This window comes from Rhodovarius sp., assembly GCF_040399605.1.
Classification (GTDB): Bacteria; Pseudomonadota; Alphaproteobacteria; order Acetobacterales; family Acetobacteraceae; genus Rhodovarius; species Rhodovarius crocodyli_A.
In genome coordinates this window covers 117,846-141,393 of record NZ_JBBARU010000002.1, presented here as the reverse complement: position 1 = coordinate 141,393, position 23,548 = coordinate 117,846, and the positions used below count along the sequence as shown (strand labels likewise).

General features: G+C 66.3%; 22 protein-coding genes. 11 read left to right on the top strand and 11 right to left on the bottom strand.

Annotation, left to right across the window (positions count from 1 at the left end; translation table 11 throughout):
- Both ABWP84_RS01700 and ABWP84_RS01695 read right to left on the bottom strand, forming a co-directional pair.
- A partial coding sequence (locus tag ABWP84_RS01700; protein ID WP_353210257.1) for a serine hydrolase domain-containing protein occupies positions 1-934 on the bottom strand: 934 nt, incomplete at its 3' end.
- Positions 935-1,028: 94 nt separating this feature from the next.
- Positions 1,029-1,970, bottom strand: coding sequence for a Gfo/Idh/MocA family oxidoreductase (locus ABWP84_RS01695; RefSeq protein ID WP_353210256.1), 942 nt, complete (start codon positions 1,968-1,970; stop codon positions 1,029-1,031).
- Positions 1,971-2,116: 146 nt separating this feature from the next.
- On the opposite strand from ABWP84_RS01695, the gene secD reads away from it, so the two are divergent.
- From secD to ABWP84_RS01680, 3 genes are all read left to right on the top strand, one after another.
- Positions 2,117-4,693: a protein translocase subunit SecD gene (gene secD, locus ABWP84_RS01690; RefSeq protein ID WP_353210255.1), complete on the top strand. Its 2,577-nt coding sequence runs from the start codon at positions 2,117-2,119 to the stop codon at positions 4,691-4,693.
- Entirely contained in the window at positions 4,690-5,628 is a 939-nt protein-coding gene (locus tag ABWP84_RS01685; protein WP_353210254.1) for a tripartite tricarboxylate transporter substrate-binding protein, read from the top strand. The genes secD and ABWP84_RS01685 overlap by 4 nt, the downstream gene beginning before the upstream one ends.
- Positions 5,629-5,719: 91 nt before the next feature.
- Positions 5,720-6,868, top strand: a complete 1,149-nt coding sequence (locus ABWP84_RS01680) for an EAL domain-containing protein (RefSeq protein WP_353210253.1) — start codon at positions 5,720-5,722, stop codon at positions 6,866-6,868.
- A gap of 270 nt (positions 6,869-7,138) precedes the next feature.
- Here ABWP84_RS01680 and ABWP84_RS01675 read toward each other — a convergent pair whose 3' ends face one another.
- The 5 genes from ABWP84_RS01675 to rpmE form a co-directional block, all read right to left on the bottom strand.
- Positions 7,139-7,825 carry a VIT family protein gene (locus tag ABWP84_RS01675; RefSeq protein ID WP_353210252.1) on the bottom strand — a complete coding sequence of 229 codons (687 nt, stop codon included), beginning with the start codon at positions 7,823-7,825 and terminating at the stop codon, positions 7,139-7,141.
- Entirely contained in the window at positions 7,825-8,340 is a 516-nt protein-coding gene (locus ABWP84_RS01670) for a GNAT family N-acetyltransferase (protein WP_353210251.1), read from the bottom strand. Before ABWP84_RS01670 ends, ABWP84_RS01675 begins: the two co-directional genes overlap by 1 nt.
- Positions 8,341-8,440: 100 nt before the next feature.
- Positions 8,441-10,120 carry an energy-dependent translational throttle protein EttA gene (ettA, locus tag ABWP84_RS01665; RefSeq protein WP_353210250.1) on the bottom strand — a complete coding sequence of 560 codons (1,680 nt, stop codon included), beginning with the start codon at positions 10,118-10,120 and terminating at the stop codon, positions 8,441-8,443.
- 123 nt (positions 10,121-10,243) lie between these two features.
- A complete protein-coding gene (locus ABWP84_RS01660; RefSeq protein ID WP_353210249.1) occupies positions 10,244-10,702 on the bottom strand; it encodes an Hsp20 family protein in 459 nt (152 codons plus the stop codon).
- 206 nt (positions 10,703-10,908) lie between these two features.
- On the bottom strand, positions 10,909-11,139 hold the full coding sequence (rpmE, locus tag ABWP84_RS01655) for a 50S ribosomal protein L31 (protein ID WP_353210248.1): 231 nt from the start codon (positions 11,137-11,139) through the stop codon (positions 10,909-10,911).
- A gap of 135 nt (positions 11,140-11,274) precedes the next feature.
- Between rpmE and thiE the strand changes: the two genes are divergently transcribed.
- Together thiE and ABWP84_RS01645 are read left to right on the top strand one after the other, a co-directional pair.
- Positions 11,275-11,895 (top strand): thiamine phosphate synthase, encoded by a 621-nt coding sequence (gene thiE / locus ABWP84_RS01650; RefSeq protein ID WP_353210261.1) that lies wholly within the window; start codon positions 11,275-11,277, stop codon positions 11,893-11,895.
- A gap of 268 nt (positions 11,896-12,163) precedes the next feature.
- Entirely contained in the window at positions 12,164-12,481 is a 318-nt protein-coding gene (locus tag ABWP84_RS01645) for a DUF167 family protein (RefSeq protein WP_353210247.1), read from the top strand.
- A gap of 301 nt (positions 12,482-12,782) precedes the next feature.
- Here ABWP84_RS01645 and ABWP84_RS01640 read toward each other — a convergent pair whose 3' ends face one another.
- Positions 12,783-13,853, bottom strand: a complete 1,071-nt coding sequence (locus ABWP84_RS01640) for a hypothetical protein (protein WP_353210246.1) — start codon at positions 13,851-13,853, stop codon at positions 12,783-12,785.
- A 187-nt stretch (positions 13,854-14,040) separates the two neighbouring features.
- Complete coding sequence (locus ABWP84_RS01635; RefSeq protein ID WP_353210245.1) at positions 14,041-15,240, bottom strand: MFS transporter; 1,200 nt, start codon at positions 15,238-15,240, stop codon at positions 14,041-14,043.
- A gap of 82 nt (positions 15,241-15,322) precedes the next feature.
- Here ABWP84_RS01635 and ABWP84_RS01630 point away from each other — a divergent pair, with 82 nt between their 5' ends.
- Positions 15,323-16,336 carry an NAD(P)/FAD-dependent oxidoreductase gene (locus ABWP84_RS01630; protein WP_353210244.1) on the top strand — a complete coding sequence of 338 codons (1,014 nt, stop codon included), beginning with the start codon at positions 15,323-15,325 and terminating at the stop codon, positions 16,334-16,336.
- Positions 16,333-17,142, top strand: a complete 810-nt coding sequence (locus ABWP84_RS01625) for a hypothetical protein (RefSeq protein ID WP_353210243.1) — start codon at positions 16,333-16,335, stop codon at positions 17,140-17,142. Before ABWP84_RS01630 ends, ABWP84_RS01625 begins: the two co-directional genes overlap by 4 nt.
- On the opposite strand, the gene ABWP84_RS01620 is transcribed toward ABWP84_RS01625, so the two are convergent.
- Positions 17,087-18,046, bottom strand: coding sequence for a threonine/serine dehydratase (locus ABWP84_RS01620; RefSeq protein WP_353210242.1), 960 nt, complete (start codon positions 18,044-18,046; stop codon positions 17,087-17,089). The genes ABWP84_RS01625 and ABWP84_RS01620 overlap by 56 nt on opposite strands.
- Positions 18,043-19,155, bottom strand: a complete 1,113-nt coding sequence (locus ABWP84_RS01615; RefSeq protein ID WP_353210241.1) for an FAD-dependent oxidoreductase — start codon at positions 19,153-19,155, stop codon at positions 18,043-18,045. The genes ABWP84_RS01620 and ABWP84_RS01615 overlap by 4 nt, the downstream gene beginning before the upstream one ends.
- A gap of 104 nt (positions 19,156-19,259) precedes the next feature.
- Between ABWP84_RS01615 and ABWP84_RS01610 the strand changes: the two genes are divergently transcribed.
- Genes ABWP84_RS01610 through ABWP84_RS01595 form a run of 4 tightly spaced genes read left to right on the top strand, consistent with a single transcriptional unit; the run spans position 19,260 to position 23,539 of the window.
- Entirely contained in the window at positions 19,260-20,633 is a 1,374-nt protein-coding gene (locus ABWP84_RS01610) for an extracellular solute-binding protein (protein ID WP_353210240.1), read from the top strand.
- Between the two features lie 7 nt (positions 20,634-20,640).
- Positions 20,641-21,582, top strand: coding sequence for a sugar ABC transporter permease (locus ABWP84_RS01605; RefSeq protein WP_353210239.1), 942 nt, complete (start codon positions 20,641-20,643; stop codon positions 21,580-21,582).
- Positions 21,579-22,448 (top strand): carbohydrate ABC transporter permease, encoded by an 870-nt coding sequence (locus ABWP84_RS01600; protein ID WP_353210238.1) that lies wholly within the window; start codon positions 21,579-21,581, stop codon positions 22,446-22,448. The genes ABWP84_RS01605 and ABWP84_RS01600 overlap by 4 nt, the downstream gene beginning before the upstream one ends.
- Before the next feature lie 2 nt (positions 22,449-22,450).
- Positions 22,451-23,539: a sn-glycerol-3-phosphate ABC transporter ATP-binding protein UgpC gene (locus tag ABWP84_RS01595; RefSeq protein ID WP_353210237.1), complete on the top strand. Its 1,089-nt coding sequence runs from the start codon at positions 22,451-22,453 to the stop codon at positions 23,537-23,539.
- Positions 23,540-23,548 lie beyond the last annotated feature (9 nt).

Sequence of the window (23,548 nt, the reverse complement as noted above, 5' to 3'; positions counted from 1 at the left end):
CCTGCAACATCATCTCGGCGAATTTCAGCCAATCCCCGGTGGTGCCGGCAAGGCCCGCGCCACCCTTGAAATAAGTGGCATCGCCCGGGTCCTGCTCGATGCGATAATTCGTCCACATCGTCGCCACCTGCGGGTCGCTGGGCAGGCCCATCGCCAGGCGCGGCATGCGCTCGGGGCTGACGAACCAGCCCGTATCCACCATCCCCAGCGGGTCGAGAATCCGCTGCTTCAGCAGCCGGTCGAGCCGGATGCCGCTCACCCGCTGGCACAGCACGCCCAGCACATCGATGCAGATGGAATAATGGAAGGTGGTGCCAGGCTGATGCCCAAGCGGAATGGTGGCCAAACGCCGCAGGAACTCATCGGTGGTGAGCGGCCCGCGCTTCTGCTCGATATCCGCCGCCTCATACATTTGCGAAAGCCTGGGGCTCGGCGCCGCCGGGCCGGAATAAAAGAAGCCCGCGGTGTGGCGCAGCAAATCCTGCACCGTGGGCTGGCTGATCGGCGCCACATCCTGCACCTGCCGGCCGGGCTCGCGCTGCTCCACCTTCAACCCGCGCAGCTCGGGCAAATGCTGGCCGATGGGGTCGCGCAGCGAAATCAGCCCCTCCTCCACCAGCGTCATCGCCAGGGCGGCAATCAGCGGCTTGGTCATGCTGGCCAGCATGAAAATCGCATCATGGCCCATCGGCCGCCGCCGCTCCGCATCCAGCGTGCCATGCGCGGCCATATGGACCAGCCGCCCATGGCGGGAGATGCAGGTGATGGCGCCGGCAAAGCTCTGCCGCTCAATCTCGCGCGCCATGGCAGGCGCGATGCGTGCCAGCCGGGCCGGCGAAAAACCCTGAATCAGCGTCTCCCGCTCAGGGGTGGCGGCGAGGGCGGGCAGCGCCAATAAACCGGGCACGGCCAGCATGGTGTGGCGACGAAGCATGGGTGTTGTCCTCCAGTGTTCGGCCCAGCATGCGACGAAGCCGCGGCCCTGGCCAGAGATGACCACCCCATGGGGCCGCCCCATGCCCCCGGGCTCAGCCCAGCGCGGCCTCGATGCGCAGCGCCGTGGCCAGCGCCGCGCGGGCAATGGCCGCATTGGCCTCCACCGGGGCGGCGTGCTGGATGGAGGCGATAAAGGCGCGAAGCTCCGCCTCCAGGCTGTCATGCTCGGTCCAGGTAGCCTCATCACGGCCCCAGCCGGGCATATTCTCATCCGCCGCCGCATCCCGGGCGGGGGAGAGCGGCCGCAATGCCCGCAACTCCCGGGCCAGAAAATCGACCCGAATCTCCCCGCCATCGCCCAAAAGCCGCAGCCGGCGCTCCATGGCCACCGCCACCCGGCTCGCGGTGATCTGCGCCTGGGCGCCATTTTCAAAGCGCAGCTGCGCCACGACATAATCCGGCAATCCGCTGGCCAGCCGGGCCCCCACCGCCCGCACATCCACCAGCGGCGCATCCACCAGCGACAGCACGAGGTCGATATCGTGGATCATCAAATCCAGCACCACCGAGACATCAAGGCTGCGCGGCCGAAACGGCGCCACCCGCGTCGCCTCCAGCGCGCGGGGTGCGAAGCCGCCCATCTCGCGCCGCAGGGTTTGAATGGCGGCAGAATAGCGCTCGATATGGCCCACCTGCAGCACCAGCCCCCGCGCCTGGGCGAGTGCCACCAGCGCATCCGCCTCCGCCAGCGTGGCGGCGATCGGTTTTTCGATGAAAACATGCCTCCCCGCCCGCAGCACCTGCTCGGCCAGGGCAAAATGATGCGCCGTGGGGGCGGCCACCACGACCGCATCCGAAGCCTCGATCAGCGCCGCCAACGGCAGGGCTTGGGATTCGCACTCCGCCGCCACCACGGCCGCCCGCTCAGCCGAGGCATCGGCCAGCCCGGCCAGAACGCCGAATTTGGCCAGTTTCAGTGCGTGAAACCGGCCAAAATGGCCAACACCCGCCACACCTATCCGCAAGGCTTGCATCCCAAAATCCCTCGACGCATCTTCCGCCCGCTTCGGGCACCCTCGGGTTCCCGTCAACCCACCCGGTGTCCATGCCGCCCCCAGCGCCGGGAGGTGGGCGGGGCCCGGTCCGGATAATGGCTGCTGTCGATGGTGTGCGCCTCCAAATGATGTTCTTCTCCCGCTGGAAAACCGCCGGCATCCTGCTCGTCTGCCTCATGGGTGTGCTGACCAGCCTGCCCAACCTGCTGCCACGCGCCGCCTTCCCTGGCTGGTTCCCCGTGCGCCAGGTCAATCTGGGCCTCGACCTGCGCGGCGGCTCCTACCTGCTGCTGGAAGTGGACACGACGGCCCTGCTGCGCGACAGGGTGGAGGCGCTGGTCGAAGGCACCCGCCGCAACCTGGCCCAGGCCAACCCGCGCATCCTATACACAGGCTTGCAGGCCCAGGCGGATCAGCGGCGGATGGTGGTGCGCATCACCGACCCCGCCAGCCGTGACGCCGCCCTGCGCGCCGTGCGCGAATTGGGCCTCGAAGTGGCCCTCGGCGGCGGTGCGCGCGGCAGCGATATCGAGGTGGGAATCTCCCCTGAGGGCCTGCTCACCGCCACCGTCACCGAGGCCGGCATCCGCGCCAAGGCCTCCGCCGCCGTCGAGCAATCCATCGAGATCGTCCGCCGCCGTATCGACGAAACCGGCGTGGTCGAAGCACTCATCGCCCGCCAGGGCGCCAACCGCATCCTGGTACAACTCCCCGGCATCGACGACCCAGACCGCATCAAGCAATTGCTCGGCCGCACCGCGCGGATGACCTTCCACCTCGTCGATGAGGCCGCGAATCTCGCCGCCGCCACGCCGCCGCCTGGGGTGATGTTCCTGCCCGGCGAACAGGCCGGCCAGCGCTACGCCGTGCGCCGTCGCGTGGAGGTGGATGGCGCCAACCTCACCGATGCCCGCCCCAGCCAGGATAATCGCAGCGGCGAATGGGTGGTGAATTTCACCTTCGATTCGATCGGCACCCGCCGCTTTTCCGAAATCACCCGGGCCAATGTCGGCCGCCCCTTCGCCATCGTGCTGGATGAGAAGGTGATCACCGCGCCCAATATCCGCGAGCCGATCACCGGCGGGCGGGGGCAGATTTCCGGCAGTTTCACCGTCCGCAGCGCCACTGAACTCTCCATCCTGCTGCGCGCCGGCGCCCTGCCCGCGCCGCTCACGGTGATCGAGGAGCGTTCGGTCGGGCCCGAGCTGGGGGCGGATGCGATCCGCGCGGGCATTATCAGCCTCGCCGTCGGCGTGCTCTTCGTCTTTCTCTATATGGGGCTGGCCTATGGGCTACTGGGTTGGTTCGCCAATATCGCGTTGTTTTTCAATATTGTCATCATGGTGGCCTGCCTCTCCCTGCTCGAGGCCACCCTCACCCTGCCGGGCATTGCCGGCATCGTCCTCACGCTCGGCACCGCGCTCGATGCCAATATCCTCATCAATGAGCGCATCCGCGAGGAGGTGAAGAATGGCCGCCCGCCCCTCTCAGCGCTGGAGGCGGGCTATACCAAGGCCTCGGGCACCATCCTCGACAGCAACCTCACCAACCTCATCGCCATGGCCTGCCTTTATGGCTTTGGCTCCGGCCCGGTGAAGGGTTTTGCCGTCACCGTCGCCATCGGCACGGTGGTGCAGATGTGGACGGCCACGGTGCTGACCCGGCTGATGGTCGTCTGGTGGTACCGTGCCCGCCGGCCGAAGGAGCTGCCAGTGATGCAGCGCCCGGGCCTCACCCTGCTGCAGCGTCTGGCGCGGCCGCTCTTTCGTATCTGCCCGGACCTCACGACCATCACGTTTATGCGCGGTGCCAGAACTGGCCTGCTCGTCTCCGCGGTGCTCTCCACCCTGTCTTTGGTGGGCGCCTTCTACCCGGGGCTGGAAAAGGGCATCGACTTCAAGGGCGGCATCGTGATGGAGGTGCGCACCCCCGCGCCCACCGATCTCGCCCTGTTGCGGGCCACGGCCAGCGGGCTGAACCTCGGCGATGTCGGCATCCAGCAATTCGGCGATGCCAATACCGCCCTGCTGCGCATGCCCGCACCACCAAATGAGGCCCAGGTCCAGGTCACGGTCAACCGGGTGCGCCAGGCGCTCGAGGCCGCATCGCCGGGCATTCGCATCCTGCGGGTGGAGGCGGTGGGCAACCGCATCTCCGATGAATTGTTCCGCGGCGGCATGCTGGCACTCGGCCTGTCGCTGATGGCCATGCTGCTCTACATCTGGTTCCGCTTCGAATGGCAATTCGGCATCGCCGCCATCGTCACGCTGATCCTGGATACCACCAAAACCATAGGTTTCATGGTGCTGTTCCAGATCGAGTTCAATCTGACCTCGATCGCGGCGATCCTCACCGTCATCGGCTTCTCGGCCAATGACAAGGTCGTGGTGTTTGATCGCATGCGTGAGAATTTACGTAAATTCAAGCAAATGCCGCTGGAGCAGTTGACGGATTTGTCGATCAACGAGACGCTCAATCGTTCACTTGGCACCTCGATGACCTTGTTTCTCTCAGCCCTGCCCCTGGCCTTCTTTGGTGGTGACGCCCTTTCGGGCTTCGCCTGGGTGATGCTGTTTGGCATTTTCATCTCGGCCAGTTCCTCGGTCTTCATCGCCGCGCCCATCGTGCTCTATAGCGGGCGCAACCGGCTGCGGCGCGATGTGGCAGCCCCGGTGGCGCCAGCTTCACCGCGCACCACATGAACATTGGCCGCCGCATCGCGCTCGCCATGCCCGCCATTCTGGCGGGGATGAGCGCGCGGGCGGCACAACCGGTGACCTTGCTGGTCGGCGCACCGGCTGGCAGCGCGCCCGATCTCTGGGCACGCGGCATGGTGCCGTTTCTGGAGCGCCATTGGGCGCGTGCCACCGTCTCGGTGGTGAACCGGCCGGGCCATCGCGGCGTATCGGCAGCCCGCGCCCTGGCCGGCGCCGCCCCTGATGGGCTGACCCTGGCCGCGCTGGGCACCCCCACCCTGCTCGCCCGCGCGGTTGAGCAGGGCCAAATCGGCATGATCGAAAGGCTGCAATTCGTCGCCTCGGTGGCGGAGGAGAGCCTTTTGCTGGTCACCGCCACCAATGGCCCGGTGCACTCACTCGAAGCGCTGCGCAACCTGCCGGCCAATGCGCTGCTGGGCACGCCGCCCCCCGGCAATGCCGCCCAATTGGCCGGCAGCGCCCTCGCCGCACGCCTGGGGCTGACCAGCTTCGCCTTCGCCAATGCCCCGGCGGTGCGCCAGGCGGTGCAGGCCGGCCATGTCCCCGCCGCCATGCTGGCCGCACCCGATGCCATGGGGCTGCTGCGCGAGGGCCGCCTGAGCGCCATCGCCGTCGCATCCGATGCGCGCTCGCCGCAATGGCCCGAGGTCGCCACCTTGCGCGAATTGGGTCTGGGCTTCAGCGCTCAGGCCTGCCGCGGCTTCGCCCTGCCCGGGGGCACCCCCGAGCCCCTGGTCCAGGCCCTGGCCTCGGCGCTGGCCACCATCGTGGCAGACCCCGAATATATCGCCCAGGCGAATGCCTTTGGCTATTTGCCGCATTTCCAGGGCCCCATGGCCTGGAGCGCCCAGCTGCGCAGCACCGCCATGGAGCTGGAGGGCAGATGGCGCGCCGACCCTTGGGTGCAAGCGCCGGGTTGAATGGCCGCCGCATTTCATGCCAATGCATGACATGCAGCCTTCGACGCGGGAGCTGACCACCCCGAGGACACCGCCCAGCCATGACCCTTCCATGCGAGGCCGCCCGGGCATGGTAAAGCGCGCCCCCAGTGAGATTCTGGTCCTGGCGCAACATCCCCAGATCATAGCTGCGGCGATGGAGGCCGCGCAGCGTGTATGCGCCATGCCGCCATGCCTGATCCGCCATGGCATGGAGGCGCTGCGATACCTCTGCGGCCCTGGCCTGCCGCCGCGCCGCCTGCTGGTCGAGCCAGCCGCCGCGGGCAGCGCCTGGGCCGCGCTGCTCTCCATCCTTGATGATCCCTCCCTCACCGATACCATCATCATCGTCACGGCCGATGGCCTAGGCGCCCCAACTGGCATGGCCGCGCTGCCGGCCAAGGCCGCCGCTCTGGCAGCCGCGCTGCGGGCGCGCCCACCCAGCACCCATCGCAGCCTGCCCACCAGCGACAAAGCCCTGGCCCGCGGGCTCGGCCGCGATGGCTTGCTGGTGCGCTACCAGCCGGTGGTGCGCATCGCCGACCGGCGGCCGGTGCTGGTCGAGGCGCTGGCCCGCTGGCGCGGCCGGCCGATGATGCATGCACCGGATCTTTTCGTGCCGGCGCTGGAACGCGCCGGCCTGGCCCGCATATTGGCCCTGGCGGTGCTCTCACGCGCGGCGCGGGATATCGGCCCGCTGGCCCCGCGCATGGCTATCGGCGTCTCGGTCAATGTCGCGCTGGACCAGTTGCTGCTTCCGGATCTGAGCATCTGGATCAGCCAGGCATTGCGCAGCGGCGGCTTGGCGGCCCAAGATCTGACGCTCGAACTCACCGAAACCACGCCGGTGCATGACCGCGCGCTGCTGGCTCGCGCCATCCGCCGGATGGAAGCGGTCGGGCATGGCGTCTTGCTCGATGATCTGGCCATGGATGATGGCCGGCTGGGGCTGCAAAGCCTGGGCTTTGCCGGGATCAAGCTGGACAAATCCCTGGTCGGGCGCCTGCCGGCGGATGGCCGGGCGCGGCGTTTTGTCCGCCATGTGGTGGACGAGGCCAATCGCCGCGGCCAGGTGGTCACCGCCGAGGGCGTGGCCGATGCTAGGCTCTGGGCCGCGGTGGCGGCGCTGGGGGTGCATCGTGCCCAGGGCTATTGGGTGGGCCGGGCACTGCCTGCCGCCATGCTGGGCATATGGCAGCGGCGCTGGGCTGCTTTGGCGTAGAGCATCATCCGTTCAAACGGAATCGTTTGAGCGGATAAAGATGCTCGACAAACAAAAGCTTAGAGCCTGTGCAGTGAGCCGAGGCGAACGGAACAGGCTCTAAACCACGCCGCTTGGTCCAGCCATTGTTGAGAGGATGCTTGAGCGTTGTCGGCGATTCCGCCTCAACGCATCATGCTTTCATAGGCTGGTGAAAGACGAACATCGAGCGAGGATAAGATCGAGGGGCTTTGCCCCTCGAGCACCCCAGCGGGGTTTTTCAGCAGCCTGCTAAACCACCCGCCCCACGAGCACGCCAATCCCCGCGGTGATGCCCATGGCCAGCGCACCCCAGAACATCACCCGCAGCGTGGCGCGGCCGACTGGCGCACCGCCTGCCCATGCCCCCAAGGCACCCAGCCCCGCCAGAAAGGCCAAGGTGGAGAGCGGCACGCTCGCCACGAGCCATTCTGCGGGGGTGAAGATCACCAAAGCCAGCGGCAGGGCGGCGCCGAGGGCAAAGCTCGCCGCCGAGGTCAGCGCCGCCAGCACCGGCTGGGCGGTGGTGATCTCGGAAATCCCCAGCTCCTCACGCGCGTGGGTGCCCAGCGCGTCATGCGCCATCAATTGCTGCGCCACCTGCCGCGCCAGCGCCGGCTCCAGGCCGCGCTCGACATAGATGGCGGCCAATTCCTCAGTCTCGAATTCGGGGTCTTCAGCCAATTCGTGCCGCTCGCGCTCCAGATCGGCGGCCTCAGAATCGGCCTGCGAACTGACCGAGACATATTCGCCCGCCGCCATCGACATGGCCCCCGCAACCATCCCGGCCGCACCTGCGATCAGAATTTCCTGCCGGTCGGCCGAGGCAGCGGCCACGCCCATGATCAGGCTGGCGGTGGAGAGAATGCCATCATTCGCCCCCAGCACTGCGGCCCGCAGCCAGGCGATGCGCGAGGTGAGGTGCCCCTCGGCCTTCATCAAAGACGGCTCTCGAAGACCATCATGGCATGGCCGCGGTTGATGAAATGGTCGCATAGCCGCATGCCGATACTCTCCATCACGGCCCGCGAGGCGGTATTGCTCTCCCGCGCGACGCCGATGATGCGCGCCAGCCCGGCATGATGGCCGAATTCGAGCGCCGCATTCGCCGCCTCACGCGCATAGCCATGGCCACGCATTTCGGGCCAGAGCGCATAGCGCAGCGCAACACCTCGCCCATCGGGCCGCTCCATCAGGCCGCAAAGGCCGAGAAACTGGCCGGTGCCGCGCAGGAACACGCTCCAGGTCCCATAGCCGCGCACCTGCCAGAAATCCATGTCATCCTCGAGCTCCTCTCCGGTGCGCGCGGGGGTTCGCACGCCATGCAGCATAAAGCCGAAGACGCGCTCATCCGCCTTGAGGCGGATCAAATCATCCATATGCTCGGGCCCCGGCGGCAACATCGACAGCCGCTCGGTGGTGATGCTGCGCGGGCTGAGCAGCCTGGAGGTCAAGGCGCCCTGCCCCCGGCTACCCCCACCGGGCATCCCGCGCCCGTGACCCTCACCGGGCATTCCACGCCCGTGCCCGTCACCGGGTCAACGCCCGTGCCCGTCACCGGGTCAACGGCCGGTACTTGATCCGGTGCGGCTGGTCGGCGGCGGCGCCGAGGCGGCGGCGCTTATCGGCCTCATAGGCCTGGTAATTGCCCTCAAACCATTCGACATGGCTATCACCCTCGAAGGCCAGGATATGCGTGGCCAGACGGTCGAGGAACCAGCGATCATGGCTGATGATCACCGCGCAGCCGGCGAAATCCATCAGCGCCTCTTCCAGCGCCCGCAGCGTATCGACATCAAGGTCATTGGTCGGTTCATCAAGCAGCAGGACATTGTGCTCAATCTTGAGCATCTTGGCCAAATGCACCCGGTTGCGCTCACCGCCCGAGAGCACGCCCACCCGCTTTTGCTGGTCGCCGCCCTTGAAGTTGAAGGCAGCGGCATAGGCGCGTGACGGCACCAGGCGCTTGCCGACCTGGATCTGGTCCATCCCGTCGGAAATTTCCTGCCAGACCGTCTTGGTGTCATCGAGGCTGTCGCGCGACTGGTCAACATAACCGAGGCGCACACTGTCACCCACCACCAGCGTGCCGGCATCGGGCGTGTCCACGCCGGTGATCATCTTGAACAGGGTGGATTTGCCCGCGCCATTCGGCCCGATCACGCCGACAATGCCGCCGGGCGGCAGCTTGAAGTTCAGGTCATCGATCAGCAGCCGGTTGCCATAGCCCTTGCGCAGCCCCTCGGCATTGATGACGATATTTCCCAGGCGCGGGGCGGGCGGAATTTGGATTTCCGTGGGGTCGGGCGCCTTGTCCAGGCTCTTTTGCAGCAGATCCTCATAGGCGGAGATACGCGCCTTGCTCTTGGCCATCCGGGCGGAGGGGCTGCGGCCCATCCATTCCTGTTCCTGGGCCAATTGGCGTTGGCGGGTGCTTTCCTCGCGCTCTTCTTGCTTCAGGCGCTTGCGCTTCTGTTCAAGATAGGCCGAGTAATTGCCCTCATAGGGGAAGCCGCGGCCGCGATCGACCTCGAGAATCCAATTCGTGACATTGTCGAGGAAGTAGCGGTCATGGGTGACGATCAGCACGGCACCCTGGTAGTCGCGCAGCGTGTGTTCGAGCCAGGAGACGCTCTCGGCATCGAGGTGGTTGGTCGGCTCGTCGAGCAGCAGCAATTCGGGCTTTTCCAGCAGCAGCTTGCACAGCGCCACGCGGCGGCGCTCGCCACCGGAGAGGTTGGTCACATTGGCATCGGCCGGCGGGCAGCGCAGGGCATCGAGGGCGATCTCGACGGTGCGGTCCAATTCCCAGCCATTGCCGGCATCGATGCGCTCCTGCAATTCGGCCTGCTCGGCGAGAAGGGTGTTCATCTCCTCCTCGCTCATCTCGTTCATGAAGGCTTCGCTGATGGCGTTGAAGCGGGCGAGGTCGGCCTTCATCTGGCCGAAAGCCTCTTCCACATTCTCGCCCACGGTCTTGTCGGGGTCGAGATGTGGCTCCTGGCTGAGATAGCCCACGCGCACGCCCTCGGCCGCCCAGGCCTCGCCGCCGAAATCCTTGTCCTGGCCGGCCATGATGCGCATCAGGGTGGATTTACCGGCGCCATTGGGGCCGAGCACGCCGATCTTCACCGTGGGCAGGAAGGAGAGCGTGATGCCTTTGAACACCTCGCGGCCGCCGGGGTAGGACTTGGTGAGGTCCTTCATCACGTAAACATATTGGTAGGCGGCCATGCGGGGTGCTCCTGAGTATGGCGCCTTGTAGCGAGCGCGCCGGGCGCGGTGAACCCCTGGGCGGGGGGGCAGCAAAAAGCCCCGGCGGTGGCCCGCCGGGGCGATGTTCTGCCGCGATGCGGCTCAGGCTGCCGCTTGCTCGACCAATTGTGGCCGGCTGGCCGGTGCCGCGTTGATGGCGATGCGGCGGGGCTTGAGTGCCTCGGGCACCTCGCGCTGGAGCGAGACATGCAGCAGGCCATGGGCCAATTCGGCGCCCTTCACGACCAGATGATCGGCCAGGACGAAGCGGCGTTCAAAGGCGCGCCCGGCGATACCGCGGTGCAGGTAGCTGCGCGGCGCCTCGCCCTGGACGGGCTTGCCGGTGATGGTGAGCGTATCGGCGCGGACCTCAAGGTCGATCTCCGATTCGGAGAAGCCGGCCACGGCCATGGTCAGGACATATTGGTCCTCACCCACACGCTCGATATTATAGGGCGGATAGGCCTGAGGTTCGGCCGCACGGGAACCCTCGACGAGGCGGGCCAGCCGGTCAAAGCCGATGGCGGTGCGGAAGAGCGGGGAAAAATCAGTGGCGTTCATGGTATGACCTTCTCGAAAGCAAGGTTGGCGTGAACGGCGCCTGGGATCATCTTGGGCCCTGTCGCACCCCCAAACGGGCAATGCGGGCCGAGGAAAACCCCGGGATACCGTGCCGCGGCCCCGAATGGGCACCGCTTGCAGACCACAAATAGGAAAGGGCCACCCCCCTCTTCAAGGGGATGGCCCTCATGCCGTCTGATAAAAAATCAGGTGCCCTTGCGCAGGCCGATGCCGGCAAACTTCTTGTTGAACTTGGCGACCTGGCCGCCGGTGTCGAGAATGCGCTGCACGCCGGTCCAGGCCGGGTGGCTCTTGGGGTCGATATCCAGGCGCAGCGTGTCGCCTTCCTTGCCCATGCAGGAGCGGGTGGTGAAGGCGGTGCCGTCGGTCATCACGATGTTGATCGTGTGGTAGGCGGGGTGGGTATCGGGCTTCATCGGGACATCTCGGGCAAAACAGGATGGCGCGGCTTGGTGCGCGGAAAGGCGGCGTATAAGGCGCGGCGGGCCGCGGTGCAAGACATGTTGCGCTGCCAGGGTGACAGCGGCGCGGGGCTGACGCACAAATTGGTCATGCCCGATTGCCGACTCTACCTCATCACCCCCCCCAGCCTGCCGCCTGGCTTTGCCAAGACCCTGGCGCTGGCGCTTGATGCCGGCGATGTCGCCTGCCTGCAATTGCGGCTGAAGGACGCGCCGGCCGATGTGGTGGCCCGCGCGGTGGAGGAGTTGATGCCCATCGCCCAGGCGCGCGATGTGGCCTTTATCCTCAATGATGACGCGCAAACCGCCGCCCGGCTGGGCTGCGATGGGGCGCATCTGGGCCAGGGTGATGGCGACCAGGCCGGTGCGCGGATGCTGCTGGATGGCAAGATCCTGGGCATCACCTGCCACGCCTCGCGCCATCTGGCGATGAATGCGGGCGAGATGGGCGCGGATTACGTGGCCTTTGGTGCCTTCTTCCCGACCGCGACCAAGGCGACCGAGCATGTGGCGGAGCTGGAATTGCTGGCCTGGTGGCGGGAGGTGATGGAAATCCCCTCAGTGGCGATTGGCGGTATCACGGCGGGCAATTGCGCGCCCCTGGTGCAGGCGGGTGCTGATTTTCTGGCGGTGGTGGGGGCGGTGTGGAACCACCCTGAGGGTGCGGCAGCGGGGGTGACGGCGATGAACCGGGCGATTGCTGCGGCCTGAGAAAAACTGCTTATTTTTCAAAAACGTCGTATTCGGACAAATTGCCCCCCGGATTGGGTTGGCGGGTGGATATGGCTGTGGCGTTGACGGGCGGAGTGTAGCGATTTGGGAAGCTAGGGCGCAAGGAATATTGGCCTAGCCTCGCCAGGGCGGCTCTGGCTGCGCCGGCGGCATGAGGGTTCTCTGTCCGGACCGCCGGCCACCGTTGGATATTTGCATGGATCTTGGCAAGCCTTGTGCCAAGCGCCGGGCAGGGCTTCATGGCGGCATGGAGAACCCAGCCTGGAGCGCAGGGCCGAACGGCATCCAGCTTTGGGTGCGGCTGACCCCGCGCGCACATCGCAATGGCCTGGACGGGCTGCGACCCGGTGCGGATGGCCGCATGGTGCTGCAATTGCGCGTGGCAGCCCCCCCGGTGGAAGGGGCGGCCAATGAGGCGCTCATCGGCTTTCTGGCCGAAGCCCTGGCGATGCGGCGGGGCGATATTGCCATTGTCGCGGGGGAGACATCGCGGCAAAAGCGCCTGGCCTTGCGCGGTGACCCGGTGGGGTTGGAGGCGCGGTTGCGGGGCTGGATTGGGGGATAGCGGCCCGGCTATCCGGACGGTGAGAGCATCATTGGTTCAAACGGAATCATTTAAGAAAGTAAAGATGATAGCAAAATACAAATTTTTCGATTTGCTGAAAAACGAATAGATTAGAATACTAGATCGAAGGGCTTTGCCCCTCGAGCACCCCAGCAGGAAACTTAGTTTCCTGCACCTTCGTTAGCTTATTGGTTTTAAATAATATAAAAGGTCCAGGAAAATGATTTTCCTGGTGGGAGAGCGCGAGAGGGCAAAGCCCTTTCGCAGTTTTATTCCGCCAGTAGCGCTTTAAACCAGCTTGTTAGGGCGAGAAATTCAGCAGCAGGAAGGTGCCGAAAATCATCAGGTGAACCGCCCCCTGCAGCACGGTGGAGCGCCCGGTGGCCAGGGTGAGGGTGCTGACCATGAAGGTGAGCACCAGCAGAACCATGCCCGAGGGGTCGAGGCCCAATTGCAGGCGCGCGCCGGTGAGCAGCGAAAAGCAGGCCACCGCTGGGATGGTGAGGCCAATGCAGGCCAGCACGGAGCCGAGCGAGAGGTTGAGCGACATTTGCAGGTCATTGCGCGCGGCAGCCCGCAGCGCGGAAAGCCCTTCGGGCATCAGCACCAGGGCAGCGATCACCACGCCTGAGAGGCTTTTGGGCGCCTCAAGCCACGTCACCCCAGCCTCAAGCACCGGTGCCAGCTTCTTGGCCAGCAGCACCACTGCAATCAGCGCCAGCAGCATCAACGCAAAGGCCAGCCAAGCGCGTGCGGCGGAGGGTTTGGGGCCATGGGGGTCAATGCCATGGCCATGGAGGAAATCATCGCGGTGGCGCACCGTCATGACGAAGAGGAAGGTGCCGTAGGTGAGCAGGGCCATCACCGCGACGAAGATAAGCTGGCGGGACGAGAAATACGGCCCCGGCATGGTGGTGGTGTAATTGGGCAGCACCAGGCAGAGCACGGCGATGGTGATGACCACGGTGAGGAAGGCCGAGGCGCCGCGGGCGGCGAAGCCCTGCTCGAGATGCCGCGCGCCGCCCAGCACCAGGGAGAGCCCGATAATGCCGTTCAGCGCGATCATGATTGAGGCGAAGACCGAATCGCGGGCGAGTTCGGGGTGCTCGCCATCGGCCATGAGTGAGATGATCAGCGCCGTTTCGATCACCGTGACCGCCAGCGCCAGGATCAGGGTGCCATAGGGCTCGCCCAGCCGGGCGGCCACCACCTCGGCATGCAGAACGGCGGCGAAGACCGAGATGGTGAGCATGGCTCCCAGCAGCAGCCCAGCGGGGGAGAGCGCGGGCAGGCCGGCCAGCACGAGCACCAGGCCGAGCGCGGGGAAGAGCCAGGCCCACCAGGGCGTTTTGTCATGGGCGGTGGCGGCCATGGGGCACCTTTGGGGTTTTTGGATTGCGAATCGCGCCGGAATGCCTGCACGAAGCGAGAACGAGCTTGTGGTCCATCAAGCGGTGGGGACACAAGCTGTAGTTTATGATGGCTGCCTTTTTGCGTCAGCGATTCGTTCTTGCGAATCGGGACATGCTGTTGATTCAGGTGGATTTGCTTCCACTTGTTCAGCCTCCATGTTCTTTTTTTGTTCCAGGCCCAGTGACGCTCAACCACCAACCCAGCGCCAGCAGCGCCGCCGCCACCCAGATGAAAGCCAAGGTGGAACCCAGCAGCGCCAGCGCCACACCCATCAGCGCCGGCCCGGCCGTTTGGCCGATGAAGAAGGAAAAGGAGTGCATCGCCAGGCCCGAGGCCCGGGCGGTGGGCGAGATTTCCGAGGCGCGGACCTGGATGGTGTTGTGGATCATGAAAAATCCGGTGCCCAGCAACAGAGCGCAGCCGATGAAAATGGCCGCACTCCAGGCCAGGGCCATGCCGAGCAAGGCCAAGAAGGCCAGAAACCCGCCGAGGCGGACCATATTGGCCTGCCCCATCAGCCGCAGCACCTGCGCCACGATGGCCGCATAGATGAAGCCGCCGCAGCCGAAAGCGGCGAGGGAGAGCCCGGCCTCGGTGGTGCCGCCCAGGCCGCGCGCGGCGAGCAGCGGTGCGAAATGCGGGAAGGCGCCAAAGACCAGCCCGCCCTCTATAGCCACCGCCGCGTAGAGCACCCGCGCCGCTGGCAGGCGGAAGAGCCCGACATAGCGTTGCAAGGCCATCACCGGCTGGAAGCTTTGGGTGGGGGCGGGGGGCGCGCGAAGCTGCGACCAGAGCCGCACGCAGGAAGCCATGGCCGAGAAGCCGGCACAAATCCACAACACCCCGCGCCAGCCGAAAAGCGGCTCCACCACCGCCGCCAAGGCGCCGCCGGCCACGCCGCCGATGATGGTGAAGACCAAAAAGCGGCCAATCGCCACCTGGCGCCGGGCGAGCGGCACCTCATCGCCGAAGACCGCGAGGGTGAGCGGCATGGTGCCGCCGGCCGCCGCCCCGGCCAGGGCGCGAAAGATCAGCAGCGTGGTGAAATCGGGCGCCATCGCCGCGGCGGCGACCAGCAGCGTCAGCAGGACCTGGCAGACCAGGATCACCCGGCGCTTGCCCAGCGCATCGCCCACCGGGCCCAAAAGCGGCTGAATGAGCGCGAAAGGCAGCGCGAAGGAGGAGGCCAGCAGGGCCACGGTGCCGACCGGCGTGGTCAGATCATCGGCGATCACCGCCACCAGCGGGTCGGTCACCCTGATGATCAGCGAGGTGGCGAAACCGGTGAGCGCGAACATCGCGATCAGGCGACGGATGGATTGAGCCTCGGGGTCCGTCGGGGTCATGCGCGATTATTGTGCGCTGCCGCAGGGGCTGGGGCAATGCCACCCGGTTGCGCGGGCGGGCCAAAGCGGGCACCACGCGGGCATGAGCCAGTCCATTTCCACCGATGTTGCCATCATTGGTGCCGGCCCTGCCGGCCTTTTCGCGGTCTTTGAATGCGGCATGCTGAAAATGCGCTGCGTGCTGATCGACACGCTGGAGGCGACCGGGGGGCAATGCTCGGCGCTCTACCCGGAAAAGCCGATTTATGACGTGCCGGCCTATCCTTCCATTCTGGCGGGTGACCTGATTGAGCGGCTGGAGGCGCAGGCGGCACCCTTCGCGCCGGTCAAGCTATTGGGCCAGCGGGTGGATGGGTTGCAGCGTGAGGGCGATGGCTTTGTGCTGACAACCAGTGCCGGCCATCAGGTGCGGGCCAAGGCGGTGCTGATCGCCGCTGGTGCGGGCGCCTTTGGCCCCAATCGCCCGCCGCTCGAGGGGCTGGAGGGTTTCGAGGCGAGTGGCGCGGTGCGCTATATGGTCACGAAGCGCGAGGCGTTTCGCGGCAAGCGCGTGGTGATCGCCGGCGGCGGCGATAGTGCGGTGGATTGGGCGCTGTCGCTCAAGGATATCGCCCAGGTCACCATGGTGCATCGGCGGGCGAAATTCCGCGCAGCACCGGAGAGTGCGGCGCAGTTGGAAGCCGCCGCCGCGCGCGGTGAGATCGAGATGGCCATTCCCTATCAGCTGCATGGGCTGGAGGGGGCGGATGGCGCGCTGGAGGCGGTGATTTTGGCCACGCTGAAGGGCGAGGAGAAGCGGGTGCCGGCGGATCATTTGCTGGCGTTTTTTGGCCTTTCGATGGAGTTGGGGCCTATTGCGGAATGGGGGCTGGGGCTGGAGCATCATCATATCGTGGTCAATCCGGCGACGCTGGAGAGCAATATTCCGGGCGTGCATGCCATTGGCGATGTCGCGACCTATCCGGGCAAGCTGAAGCTGATCCTGCAGGGGTTTTCCGAGGCGGCGATGGCCGCGCATGCCATTCACCCACGGGTGTTTCCCGGTGAGGCGCTGCATTTCGAATATTCCACCAGCAAGGGTGTTGCCACGGCGTGATTCTGGCCCTGCTGATCAGGGCTTCGATCAGCGCCGGCATCGTGGCGGCCGCGGCGGTGGCGGCGCAGCGGCTGGGGCCGCTTTGGGGTGGTTTGCTGGCGGCGCTGCCAGTCTCGGCCGGGCCGGCCTATGCTATGTTGGGGATGAGCCATTCCACGGCTTTCGTGGGCCAGGCGGCGACCAATGGGTTGGGCGCCAATGCGGCGACGGCGGTTTTTCTGTTTATCCTGATCCATGCGGTGCCCAGGCTGGGGATGTTGCCGGCCTTGGGATTGGCGAGCCTGGGCTGGATGGGGTTGACGGTGGCGGTGCTGGCCTGGGCGCCGGGGTTTTGGCCGGCCACGGGGCTGAATGTGCTCTGTTATGGCCTGGCCATTCTGGGCACGCGGGGGGCGGTGGGCGGGGTTGCGGCCATGGCACGGCCAGCGCGTTGGTGGGAATTGCCGCTGCGCTCCATCGTGCTGGGGCTGCTGGTGGCCAGCCTGGTGTCTTTCAGCAGCACGCTTGGGCCGGTCTGGACCGGGGCGGGGGCGGTGTATCCGGTGGGGCTGACGACGCTGACCCTGGTGGCGGTGCCCCGTCTGGGGCGGGCGGGGGCGGCGGCGCTGCTGGCGGGCGCGCTGCGCGGCATGCCGGGTTTTGTGCTCTTCGTGATGGTGGTGGCGATGGGGGCTGAGGCCCTGGGCGTGGCGGGGGCGTTGGCGCTGGGGGTGGCGGCGACGTTGGGTTGGGGCGGGGTGGTGCTGGCGCTTAGGCGGCGGCCAGCGCCTGCGCGAATACCGCCGGATCGGCATTCCCGCCGCTGATCACCACGCCGATGGCGCTGCCCTTCACCTTGCCTGCCAGCACGGCGGCGAGGGCGACCGCACCGCCCGGTTCCACCACGATTTTGAGGTGTTCGAAGGCGAAGCGCATGGCGGCGAAAACCTCGGCGCGGGTGACGGAGACGCCGCCGGCCACGCGCGGCGCATTGACCGCGAAGGTCATTTCGCCTGGGCCCTTGGAGAGCAGCGCATCGCAAAGGCCATCGCCCTGGCCGTCATTCTCCAGGCGATGGCCGGCGCGCAGCGAGCGGCCGTAATCATCCCAGCCCTCGGGCTCCACCGCCCAGACCTGGGCGTAGGGCGCCAATTCGGCCATGACCAGGGCGCAGCCACCCAGCAGGCCGCCGCCGCCGGTGCAAACGGCCAGCGCATCGAGTTGCTGGCCGGCATCCTCGAGCAATTCCAGCGCCAGGGTGCCCTGGCCGGCAATGACATCGGCATGGTCGAAGGGGGGCACATGGGTGGCGCCGCGCTGCTCGGCCAGGCTGACGGCGAGGGCATGGCGGTCGGTGTTGTGGCGGTCGAAAAAGGTGATTTCGGCGCCCCAGCGGCGGGTCGCGGCGACTTTTACCGCGGGGGCATCGGCCGGCATGGCGATGAGGGCCGGCATGCCCAGGGCTGCCGCGGCGCAGGCAGTGGCCTGGCCGTGATTGCCGGAGGAATGGGTGACCACGCCGCGGGCGCGCAAGGCGGGGTCGATGCGCATCAGCGCATTGGTGGCGCCGCGCAGCTTGAAGCTGCCGGTGCGCTGCAGGGGCTCAGGCTTGATGAAGACGGCGGCGCCCACGGCGGCGTCCAGCGCCGGGTGGCGCAGCACCGGGGTGCGGCGGATATGCGGTGCGATGCGGCTGGCCGCGGCCAGGACATCGGCGAAGCTGGGGGTCATGCTGCAAACCTGAGGGGGCTGACCATGGGGATGGCGGCTGCCATGGCAGCGGGCACGGCCTGGCCACGGATTTGTGCGGCGAGGAAGATGCCAGCACCCGGCGCGGTTTGAATGCCATAGCCGCCCTGGCCGCACATCCAGAAGAAGCCGGGCAATTGGCCGGGGCCGATGACCAGTGAACGGTCAGGCGCGAAGCTGCGCAGGCCGGCCCAGGAATGCTCGACGCGGCGCACCTCGATCTCCAGCGCCTGCTGCATGCGGTCCACCGCCACGGCCACGTCAAATTCATCGGGCTGGGCGTCGAGGGGCGGGCTGTCGGTCTCATCGGCGGGGCTGAGCATGAGTTTGGTGCGGGCCTCGGGCCGAGCGTACCAGCTATGGCCGACATCGCCGACGAGGGGCCAGTCGCGCACGGCAAAGGGGGCTGGGTCGATGATGACGCCGGTGCGGCGCTTGGGTTGCAGGCCGATTTTGGGCTCGCCAGCCAATTCTGCCACCACATCGCCCCAGGCGCCGGCGGCATTGACCAAGATGGGGGCGGCGAAGGCGTCGCCGGCGCTGGTTTCGCAATGCCAGGCACCACCTTCGTACCAGATTTTGCCGGCGCGGTGGCGCAGCGCCAATTGGCCGCCGAGGCGGCGGAGCATCCGCAGGTAGCCATTATGCAGGGCGGCGACCTCAATATCGAAGCAATCGGTCTCCAGCGCTGCATCGACGGCGAAGTTTTCCCGCAGGGCGGGCACCATTTGCTTGGCCCGGGTAGCGCCGATGCGTTCGATCATCGCCCCGCCAGCCAGCAGGGCTTCGAGGGCGGGCATTTGCTCGGGCGGGGCGAGGTGCAGCACCGGGCGGTCATGCGCCAGCGGGGTTTCGGAAAAACCCTCGGGCGGGTGCTGGAAGAATTCCTTGGAGGCGGCGGTGAGGATGCGCACATCGGCGGCGCCGTAATTGCGAATCCAGATGGCGGCGCTGCGGCCGGTGGCGTGGAAGCCCGCACTCTCCTCCGCCTCGAGCAGCACCACGCGGTGGGTATTGGCGAGGTTGGCGGCGACGGTCGCACCCGCCATGCCCGCGCCGATGATAATGGCATCTGTCGACGTGATCTGCATTCCCGAACTCTGGCATAAATGCGCTGTTGCGCAATCCACCACACGGCGTTTAAGCTGACACCAGCGGCGCAAGACCGCGCGGAAACCGACGGAGAGGGTTTAAGATGCCTGAGAATGTCAACGCGACATCGTGCAACGATGTCAGCCTGCCCCGGCGCGCGGCATTGCTGGGCGGCGCCGCCACCGCGCTGACCGCGCCGGCCGTCTTCGGCCAGCCCACCACCAATATTCGCTGCGGCTTCTGGGACCATTGGGTTCCGGCCGGCAACGACGCGCTGCGCCGCCTCTGCGCGCAATGGGGCGAGCGCAACCGCGCCACCGTGGGCGTCGATTTCATCACCAGCGTGGGCAACCAGAACCTGCTCACCATCGCCGCCCAGGCGCAAAGCCGCTCGGGCCACGACATCCTCTCCTTCCCGGCCTGGGAGCCGGCGTCGCATGCACGGATGCTGGTCAACGTCGATGACGTGATGGGCAGACTGACGGCGAAGTACGGCGCGGTGACGCCGGCGGCCGAATATCTTGGCAAGCAGGATGGCCGCTGGGTGGCCATTCCCGCCGTCTCCGGCACCCAGATGAAGCCGGCCTGCGTGCGCATTGACCTGATGCAACAGCACGCCGGCATCGACATCCGCGCCATGTGGCCGGCCGAGAACCGCGCCGGCCCCGGCGCCGATACCTGGAATTGGGAGACCTTCGCGGTCGCCGCCGAGAAGTGCAACCGCGCCGGCTTCGCCTTCGGCCTGCCGATGGGCAGCTTCACCGACGCGGTGGACTGGGTGGGCGCGCTCTTCGCCTCCTATGGCGCCAATGTGATGGATGAGCGCGGCGGCATCACCGTGCGCGGCAATGCCAAGCTGCGCGCCGCGGTGGAGATGTGCGTGCGCATCGCCCGGCAATTGCCCAATGACGTCTGGGCCTGGGATGACGCCTCGAACAACCGCGCGCTGATCTCCGGCCGCTCGGCGCTCGTGTTCAACCCGCCTTCCGCCTGGGTCTCGGCCCGGCGCGACCAGCCGGCGGTGGGCGCGCAATGCTGGACGGTGCCGGTGCCCAGCGGGCCGGAGGGCCGCTTTGTCGGCTACCTGCCTTATTTCTGGGGCATCTGGAACTTCTCCCGCGTGCAGGGGCCGGCCAAGGAATTGCTGGAATTCCTCTCCGACCGCGCCTCGGCCGAGGTGCAGACCAACACCAGCGCGGGTTATGATATCCCGCCCTTCCTGTCGATGAACGACTTCCCGGTCTGGTCCAATGAGGGCCCGCCGGTCGGCACCGTGTTCAACTATCCGATCAAGGCGCACCACAATGCGCGGACGTCCGTCGCCTTCGCCCCGGCGCCGCCGGCCATGGCGGTGCAGGCTTACAACCAGGCGCTGAACACCAAGCTCATCGCCCGCATCGCCCAGGCCAATGAGACGGTGGACCAGGCGCTGGGCTGGCTTGAGCGCGAGTTGAACACCATCCGCCGGGGCGGCTGAGCCCCGCATGCCCGACAGCATGACGGCAGCGGTGAGCGCGCCGCGTGGCCCGGAGAGTGGCGCGGGAGGCGGCCTTCGCCGCCTCGCCCGTCGCCGCTCGACGATCGCCTTCCTTATGACGCTGCCGCTGATCTGCGTGATTGTGGGTCTGGTCGCTTATCCGGCCGCCTACGCCGTCTATCTCTCCACGCTCAATCGCCGCATGGATGGATTCGCCGGCCTGCTGCAATTCGAAATCCTGGTCGACAACGAGACCTTCTGGCTGGTGGTGTGGCAAAGTTGCCTCTTCGCCATCAGCGCCGTGCTGGCCAAGGCGCTGATCGGCTTCTGGCTCGCCCACATGCTGCATCACATCCCCACTAAGGGGCAGCGCAAATGGCGGGGCATGCTACTCATTCCCTGGGTCATCCCGCCGGCGCTCTCCACCCTGGGCTGGTGGTGGATGTATGACCCGACCTATTCTTCGCTGAACTGGATCCTCGCCATCTTCGCCGTGCCCGCGGTGCCCTGGCTGGGTGAGCCCTGGTGGGCGCGCATCTCTGTTATCATGGTCAATGTGTGGTACGGCGCGCCGTTCTTCATGATCATGTATCTCGCAGCACTAAAATCGGTCCCCGAGCAGCTCTACGAGGCGGCGGCCATCGACGGCGCCACCTCCTGGCAGCGGCTGCGCCACATCACCCTGCCGATGATGCAGAACATCATCAGCATCACCGTGCTGTTCAGCCTGATCGTGACCTTCGCAAATTACGACATCGTGCGCGTGCTGACCAATGGCGGCCCGCGTGACCTCACCCATGTCTTCGCCACCTACGCGTTCCAGGTCGGCATCCTGTCGGGCAACATCCCGCGCGGCGCTGCCGTCTCGCTGTTCATGCTGCCGGCGCTGGCGGTCTTCGCCTATTTCATCCTGCGCGGCGTGAACCGGCGCAATCGGGAGATGGCATGAACCTCGCCGCCAATATCCACGGCTCGCTGCGCGCCGAGCGCCGTTGGGCTTTGATCATCGCCTATGTTTCGCTCTGCGCGGCAGTGGTGATTTTCCTCCTGCCGCCGGTCTACATGCTGATCACCAGCCTGAAGACCAATGCCGAGATGTCCAACCTGCAGGGCAACCCCTGGCTGGTCCGCTCGCCCACGCTGGAGCATTACGGCACCATCCTGGGCAACCCGCTCTTCCTCACCTTCTTCTGGAACAGCATCAAGGTGACGGTGCTGACCGTCATAGTCACCATGGTGATCTCGGTGCTGGCCGCCTTCGCACTGGCGCGCATGCGGTTCTGGGGCAGCCAGGCCCTGGCCACCGGCGTGTTCCTGACCTACCTCGTGCCGGACACTCTGCTGTTCATCCCACTCTACCAGATCGTGGGCGGGCTTGGGCTGCTGAACTCCACCTGGGGGCTGGTGCTGGTGTACCCCACGCTGACGGTGCCGTTCTGCACCTGGATCATGATCGGCTATTTCGCCTCTATCCCCAAGGAACTGGACGAGGCGGCGCTGATCGACGGCGCGACCTGGTCGCAGATGCTGCTGAAGATCTTCATCCCAGTGGCGCTGCCCGGCATCATCGCCGCCACCATCTTCGCCTTCACCGTCTCCTGGGCGGCCTTCGTCTACCCCACCGCCTTCATCACCACGCCCGACCAGATGCCGCTGACCATCGGCGTTGTCTCCACCCTGGTGCGCGGCGATACTTTTGCCTGGGGGCAGATCATGGCGGGCGCTTTGCTGGCCGCACTGCCGCCGGTCGTCGTCTATGCCTTCCTCATGGATTATTACATCGCTGGCCTGACGGCTGGCGCGACCAAGGGATAAACATGGCTCAGGTCACACTCCGAAAAATCGTCAAGGAATACGAAGGCGGCGTTCAGGCGGTGAAGGGGATTGACCTCGACATCGCCGACCATGAATTCGTCGTGCTCGTTGGCCCATCCGGCTGCGGCAAGTCTACCACGCTGCGGATGATCGCGGGCTTGGAGGAAATCTCCGGCGGCGACATCATGATCGGTGGCTCGGTGGTCAATGACGTGCCGCCGCGTGATCGGGACATCGCCATGGTGTTCCAGAATTATGCGCTCTATCCGCATATGTCAGTCTTCGACAACATGGCCTTCGGGCTGATGCTGCGGAAATTCCCCAAGGACGAGATCAAGCGCCGGGTGGATAATGCGGCGCGCATTCTCGACATCGTGCCGCTGCTCGAGCGCAAGCCCAAGGCGCTCTCAGGCGGCCAACGGCAGCGCGTGGCCATGGGCCGCGCCATTGTGCGCGACCCCAAGGTGTTTTTGTTCGACGAGCCGCTCTCCAACCTCGATGCCAAGCTGCGGGTGCAGATGCGCACCGAGATCAAGAAGGTGCACCAGACGGTGCGCACCACCACCATCTACGTCACCCATGACCAGGTGGAGGCGATGACGCTGGCCGACCGGGTGGTGGTGATGAACCATGGCATCATTGAGCAGGTGGGGCCGCCGCAGGAATTGTACCACAACCCGGCCACGCGCTTTGTTGCCGGCTTTATCGGCTCACCGGCGATGAATTTCCTGCCCGCCCGGGTGGAGAATGACCGGGTGCATCTGCATGGTGACGCCTGGCTGCCCATCCCCGAGGCGCGGCGGGCGCGCTATGCCTCGGCCGTTGGGCGTGACTTGTTGTTCGGCATCCGGCCGGAGCATCTGACCGACCAGCGGCTGGGCCTGCCCAACCGCGCCGATATCTTCATCACCCCCGAGGTGATCGAGCCGATGGGGATGGAGACGCTGGTGCATTTCCACCTGGGCGAGGCGCGGGATTGTTGCGCCCGCATCGAGCCCACCGTGCATGCGGCACCCGGTGAGCCGATTCTGCTCACCGCTGATATGAACAATATGCACCTGCTGGATGCGGCGACGGGGCGGGTTCTCTAACGTCTTGCG

Excerpts from the sequence above, each read along its gene's own strand:
- ABWP84_RS01695 (WP_353210256.1), bottom strand. The coding sequence starts at position 1,970 with ATGCAAGCCTTGCGGATAGGTGTGGCGGGTGTTGGCCATTTTGGCCGG.
- ABWP84_RS01645 (WP_353210247.1), top strand. The coding sequence starts at position 12,164 with ATGGAGAACCCAGCCTGGAGCGCAGGGCCGAACGGCATCCAGCTTTGG.
- ABWP84_RS01615 (WP_353210241.1), bottom strand. The coding sequence starts at position 19,155 with ATGCAGATCACGTCGACAGATGCCATTATCATCGGCGCGGGCATGGCG.
- ABWP84_RS01630 (WP_353210244.1), top strand. The coding sequence starts at position 15,323 with ATGAGCCAGTCCATTTCCACCGATGTTGCCATCATTGGTGCCGGCCCT.
- ABWP84_RS01675 (WP_353210252.1), bottom strand. The coding sequence starts at position 7,825 with ATGAAGGCCGAGGGGCACCTCACCTCGCGCATCGCCTGGCTGCGGGCC.
- secD (WP_353210255.1), top strand. The coding sequence starts at position 2,117 with ATGATGTTCTTCTCCCGCTGGAAAACCGCCGGCATCCTGCTCGTCTGC.
- ABWP84_RS01620 (WP_353210242.1), bottom strand. The coding sequence starts at position 18,046 with ATGACCCCCAGCTTCGCCGATGTCCTGGCCGCGGCCAGCCGCATCGCA.
- ABWP84_RS01595 (WP_353210237.1), top strand. The coding sequence starts at position 22,451 with ATGGCTCAGGTCACACTCCGAAAAATCGTCAAGGAATACGAAGGCGGC.
- ABWP84_RS01640 (WP_353210246.1), bottom strand. The coding sequence starts at position 13,853 with ATGGCCGCCACCGCCCATGACAAAACGCCCTGGTGGGCCTGGCTCTTC.
- ABWP84_RS01610 (WP_353210240.1), top strand. The coding sequence starts at position 19,260 with ATGCCTGAGAATGTCAACGCGACATCGTGCAACGATGTCAGCCTGCCC.
- ABWP84_RS01605 (WP_353210239.1), top strand. The coding sequence starts at position 20,641 with ATGCCCGACAGCATGACGGCAGCGGTGAGCGCGCCGCGTGGCCCGGAG.
- rpmE (WP_353210248.1), bottom strand. The coding sequence starts at position 11,139 with ATGAAGCCCGATACCCACCCCGCCTACCACACGATCAACATCGTGATG.
- ABWP84_RS01600 (WP_353210238.1), top strand. The coding sequence starts at position 21,579 with ATGAACCTCGCCGCCAATATCCACGGCTCGCTGCGCGCCGAGCGCCGT.
- ABWP84_RS01680 (WP_353210253.1), top strand. The coding sequence starts at position 5,720 with ATGCGAGGCCGCCCGGGCATGGTAAAGCGCGCCCCCAGTGAGATTCTG.
- ABWP84_RS01685 (WP_353210254.1), top strand. The coding sequence starts at position 4,690 with ATGAACATTGGCCGCCGCATCGCGCTCGCCATGCCCGCCATTCTGGCG.
- thiE (WP_353210261.1), top strand. The coding sequence starts at position 11,275 with ATGCCCGATTGCCGACTCTACCTCATCACCCCCCCCAGCCTGCCGCCT.
- ABWP84_RS01635 (WP_353210245.1), bottom strand. The coding sequence starts at position 15,240 with ATGACCCCGACGGACCCCGAGGCTCAATCCATCCGTCGCCTGATCGCG.
- ettA (WP_353210250.1), bottom strand. The coding sequence starts at position 10,120 with ATGGCCGCCTACCAATATGTTTACGTGATGAAGGACCTCACCAAGTCC.
- ABWP84_RS01660 (WP_353210249.1), bottom strand. The coding sequence starts at position 10,702 with ATGAACGCCACTGATTTTTCCCCGCTCTTCCGCACCGCCATCGGCTTT.